General features: G+C 50.0%; 2 tRNA genes and 3 rRNA genes. All 5 read right to left on the reverse strand.

Annotated features, from left to right (window positions below):
• Positions 1-30 precede the first annotated feature (30 nt).
• Positions 31-143, reverse strand: a 5S ribosomal RNA gene (gene rrf, locus ACIPF8_RS24445).
• A gap of 194 nt (positions 144-337) precedes the next feature.
• Positions 338-3212 (reverse strand): 23S ribosomal RNA (locus ACIPF8_RS24450).
• 328 nt (positions 3213-3540) lie between these two features.
• Positions 3541-3616, reverse strand: a tRNA-Ala gene (locus tag ACIPF8_RS24455).
• Positions 3617-3622: 6 nt separating this feature from the next.
• Positions 3623-3699 (reverse strand) — tRNA-Ile (locus ACIPF8_RS24460).
• A gap of 123 nt (positions 3700-3822) precedes the next feature.
• Positions 3823-5353: ribosomal RNA gene (locus ACIPF8_RS24465) — 16S ribosomal RNA — on the reverse strand.
• Together the 16S, 23S and 5S rRNA genes with 2 tRNA genes alongside form the textbook arrangement of a ribosomal RNA operon.
• Between the last annotated feature and the right edge of the window lie 321 nt (positions 5354-5674).

The raw sequence follows: 5674 nt of genomic DNA on the forward strand, positions 1-5674 counted from the left end.
CGGTTAAGCACAGAGGGTTTTCTAATAAAAGCCTGACGATGACCTACTTTCACACTGGTTGCAGCACTATCATCGGCGCAAAGTCGTTTCACGGTCCTGTTCGGGATGGGAAGGGGTGGTACCAACTCGCTATGGTCATCAGGCATAACTTGTAACCGCTGTTCGTTCTCCAGTTGGAGCAACGCACAACGCAATCTAGAAGAAGTAGTTTTTTATACCGAGCTCACTAGGGTGAGTGAGCCCGGTTGGGTATGAATGTCCAAACGGTGTTGCTATCTGTTGAGGATAGTCACCTTGGCAAACAATAAAAGCTCATCATATAACCTGCTAAGGTTATAGGGACAAGCCTCACGGGCAATTAGTATCAGTTAGCTTAACGTATTACTACGCTTCCACACCTGACCTATCAACGTCCTGGTCTCGAACGACCCTTTAGGGGAATCTAGTTCCCGGGAAATATCATCTTAAGGCAAGTTTCCCGCTTAGATGCTTTCAGCGGTTATCTCTTCCGAACTTAGCTACCCGGCAATGCCACTGGCGTGACAACCGGTACACCAGAGGTTCGTCCACTCCGGTCCTCTCGTACTAGGAGCAGCCCCCTTCAAATTTCCAACGCCCACGGCAGATAGGGACCAAACTGTCTCACGACGTTTTAAACCCAGCTCACGTACCACTTTAAATGGCGAACAGCCATACCCTTGGGACCGGCTACAGCCCCAGGATGTGATGAGCCGACATCGAGGTGCCAAACTCCCCCGTCGATATGAACTCTTGGGAGGAATCAGCCTGTTATCCCCAGAGTACCTTTTATCCGTTGAGCGATGGCCCTTCCATACAGAACCACCGGATCACTATGTCCTACTTTCGTACCTGCTCGACTTGTCAGTCTCGCAGTTAAGCACGCTTATGCCATTGCACTATTAGCACGATGTCCGACCGTACCTAGCGTACCTTCGAACTCCTCCGTTACACTTTGGGAGGAGACCGCCCCAGTCAAACTGCCTACCATGCACTGTCCCCGATCCGGATAACGGACCAAGGTTAGAACCTCAAACAAACCAGGGTGGTATTTCAAGGTTGGCTCCACGAGAACTAGCGTCCCCGCTTCAAAGCCTCCCACCTATCCTACACAGATTGGTTCAAAGTCCAATGCAAAGCTACAGTAAAGGTTCATGGGGTCTTTCCGTCTAGCCGCGGGTAGATTGCATCATCACAAACATTTCAACTTCGCTGAGTCTCGGGAGGAGACAGTGTGGCCATCGTTACGCCATTCGTGCAGGTCGGAACTTACCCGACAAGGAATTTCGCTACCTTAGGACCGTTATAGTTACGGCCGCCGTTTACTGGGACTTCAATCAAGAGCTTGCACCCCATCATTTAATCTTCCAGCACCGGGCAGGCGTCACACCCTATACGTCCACTTTCGTGTTTGCAGAGTGCTGTGTTTTTATTAAACAGTCGCAGCCACCTTTTTATTGCAGCCCTTTCGTCCTTCTGGCGCAGGCCAGTCAAACTACCGGGGCGTACCTTATCCCGAAGTTACGGTACAAATTTGCCGAGTTCCTTCTCCCGAGTTCTCTCAAGCGCCTTAGAATACTCATCTCGCCCACCTGTGTCGGTTTGCGGTACGGTCTCGTTAGACTGAAGCTTAGAGGCTTTTCTTGGAACCACTTCCGATTGCTTCGTGAACAAGTTCACTCGTCCCATACCCTTGAATTACGCTGCCGGATTTGCCTAACAGCCTTCTCTGATATAGGAACCGGGACTTCCAACACCCGGACAACCTTCCGCGATCCGTCCCCCCATCGCATCTAACGACGGTGCAGGAATATTAACCTGCTTCCCATCAGCTACGCATCTCTGCCTCGCCTTAGGGGCCGACTCACCCTGCTCCGATGAACGTTGAACAGGAAACCTTGGGCTTACGGCGTGGAGGCTTTTCACCCCCATTATCGCTACTCATGTCAGCATTCGCACTTCTGATACCTCCAGCATCCTTTACAAGACACCTTCGCAGGCTTACAGAACGCTCTCCTACCATATCAATAAATTGATATCCGCAGCTTCGGTGACTGGCTTAGCCCCGTTACATCTTCCGCGCAGGACGACTCGATCAGTGAGCTATTACGCTTTCTTTAAAGGATGGCTGCTTCTAAGCCAACCTCCTGACTGTTTTAGCCTTCCCACTTCGTTTGCCACTTAGCCAATCTTTGGGACCTTAGCTGGCGGTCTGGGTTGTTTCCCTCTTGACGTCGGACGTTAGCACCCGGCGTCTGTCTCCCAAGCTCGCACTCATCGGTATTCGGAGTTTGCAATGGTTTGGTAAGTCTCGATGACCCCCTAGCCATAACAGTGCTCTACCCCCGATGGTGATACTTGAGGCACTACCTAAATAGTTTTCGGAGAGAACCAGCTATTTCCAAGTTTGTTTAGCCTTTCACCCCTACCCACAGCTCATCCCCTAATTTTTCAACATTAGTGGGTTCGGACCTCCAGTGCGTGTTACCGCACCTTCATCCTGGCCATGAGTAGATCACTTGGTTTCGGGTCTACACCCAGCGACTGAACGCCCTATTCGGACTCGATTTCTCTACGCCTTCCCTATACGGTTAAGCTTGCCACTGAATGTAAGTCGCTGACCCATTATACAAAAGGTACGCAGTCACGGAACAAGTCCGCTCCTACTGTTTGTATGCATACGGTTTCAGGATCTATTTCACTCCCCTTCCGGGGTTCTTTTCGCCTTTCCCTCACGGTACTGGTTCACTATCGGTCGATATCGAGTATTTAGCCTTGGAGGATGGTCCCCCCATGTTCAGACAGGATTACACGTGTCCCGCCCTACTTGTTGCAAGCTTAGTTCCACAATGATCATTTCGTATAAGGGGCTATCACCCTCTATGGCCGACGTTTCCAAGTCGTTCTACTATGTCCACTGCTAAAACTTGCGGCTGTTCCCATTTCGCTCGCCACTACTTTGGGAATCTCGGTTGATTTCTTTTCCTGCAGCTACTTAGATGTTTCAGTTCGCCGCGTTCGCTTTGCATACCTATGTATTCAGTATGCAATGACCACTAGGGCCGGGTTTCCCCATTCGGAAATCTGCGGATCAAAGCTTGTTTGCTAGCTCCCCGCAGCTTATCGCAAGCTACTACGTCCTTCATCGCCTGATATCGCCAAGGCATCCACCATATGCACTTATTCACTTGTCCCTATAACTTTAGCTTCTGAGTGCGTTCACACCCAAAAAGCGGTTATAGAGGTATTTCTATGAGTTTAGCGTTTGCCGTATCCAAAGTGTTATCGCATTCTCTATGCAGCTTGCGCCCATAGAGTCTTTTGAGAACTCTTTACATACTTTTTGATTTGATACAATCATACCCATCAACAAACAATGTCTTGTCTGCTGACGAATCTTTACTACTTCTTCTAGATTGTTAAAGAACAGTTATTGCTTTTGATCTTAAAAAGACCAAACCTAAATCTCAGTGCTTACTTTCCGCACCGACTTAGGTTTGACATTTCAGTACCACCAGAAACTGGTGGAGGTTGACGGGATCGAACCGACGACCCCCTGCTTGCAAAGCAGGTGCTCTCCCAGCTGAGCTAAACCCCCGAAATTTGGTGGGTCTGGTTGGGCTCGAACCAACGACCCCCGCGTTATCAACACGGTGCTCTAACCAACTGAGCTACAGACCCGCTTGGATCAGTACGAGCCTACCATCAACTTCAGCACTTTCATGCCGTAGCCTTTGACCGATACCTGTTCTTCTTGATTAACAGACGATAAGTGTGGACGCTTAACTTTCATGCAAACTCTAGAAAGGAGGTGATCCAGCCGCACCTTCCGATACGGCTACCTTGTTACGACTTCACCCCAGTCACGAATCCTACCGTGGTAAGCGCCCTCCTTACGGTTAGGCTACCTACTTCTGGTAAAACCCGCTCCCATGGTGTGACGGGCGGTGTGTACAAGACCCGGGAACGTATTCACCGCGACATGCTGATCCGCGATTACTAGCGATTCCAACTTCATGTAGTCGAGTTGCAGACTACAATCCGGACTACGATACACTTTCTGGGATTAGCTCCCCCTCACGGGTTGGCGGCCCTCTGTATGTACCATTGTATGACGTGTGAAGCCCTACCCATAAGGGCCATGAGGACTTGACGTCATCCCCACCTTCCTCCGGTTTGTCACCGGCAGTCTCATTAGAGTGCCCTTTCGTAGCAACTAATGACAAGGGTTGCGCTCGTTGCGGGACTTAACCCAACATCTCACGACACGAGCTGACGACAGCCATGCAGCACCTGTGTTACAGTTTTCTTTCGAACACTCCCAAATCTCTTCGGGATTCTGTACATGTCAAGGGTAGGTAAGGTTTTTCGCGTTGCATCGAATTAATCCACATCATCCACCGCTTGTGCGGGTCCCCGTCAATTCCTTTGAGTTTTAATCTTGCGACCGTACTCCCCAGGCGGTCTACTTCACGCGTTAGCTGCGTTACCAAGTCAATTAAGACCCGACAACTAGTAGACATCGTTTAGGGCGTGGACTACCAGGGTATCTAATCCTGTTTGCTCCCCACGCTTTCGTGCATGAGCGTCAGTGTTATCCCAGGGGGCTGCCTTCGCCATCGGTATTCCTCCACATCTCTACGCATTTCACTGCTACACGTGGAATTCTACCCCCCTCTGACACACTCTAGCTATGCAGTCACAAATGCCATTCCCAGGTTAAGCCCGGGGATTTCACACCTGTCTTACATAACCGCCTGCGCACGCTTTACGCCCAGTAATTCCGATTAACGCTTGCACCCTACGTATTACCGCGGCTGCTGGCACGTAGTTAGCCGGTGCTTATTCTTCAGGTACCGTCATTAGGACACCGTATTAGGACATCCCGTTTCTTCCCTGACAAAAGAGCTTTACAACCCGAAGGCCTTCTTCACTCACGCGGCATTGCTGGATCAGGGTTGCCCCCATTGTCCAAAATTCCCCACTGCTGCCTCCCGTAGGAGTCTGGGCCGTGTCTCAGTCCCAGTGTGGCTGGTCGTCCTCTCAGACCAGCTACTGATCGAAGCCTTGGTGAGCCTTTACCTCACCAACTAGCTAATCAGATATCGGCCGCTCTATGAGCATGAGGTCTTACGAGCCCCCACTTTCATCCGTAGATCGTATGCGGTATTAGCTAATCTTTCGACTAGTTATCCCCCACTCAAAGGTACGTTCCGATATATTACTCACCCGTTCGCCACTCGTCAGCGGAGCAAGCTCCCTGTTACCGTTCGACTTGCATGTGTAAGGCATGCCGCCAGCGTTCAATCTGAGCCAGGATCAAACTCTTCAGTTCAATCTCTGTTTTGTGGCATTGCTGCCTAGCATCTCTGCTATCGCTCACTCAAAATACTGACAGGCCACTTTCTTGCGAAAGCGCCTATTTTCTTCTTTTGTGAACATTTAATGTTTTAAGTTATACGCTAGCAACTTACGCTGCCAGCGCTGCACTTCCATTAAACGCCCACACTTATCGACTGTTAATTGTTAAAGAACCTTCTACTTTCGCGCCACCAGAGTCTGGTTCGCGTCGCCGTCAAATCGTTTTGTTTGTCAGCAGCAGAGAGATGAGATTATGTAGCGTTTCAAGTTTTTCGTCAACTACTTTTTTACTACT

The sequence above is a fragment of the Collimonas sp. NPDC087041 genome, from assembly GCF_044745265.1.
GTDB lineage: Bacteria > Pseudomonadota > Gammaproteobacteria > Burkholderiales > Burkholderiaceae_D > Collimonas.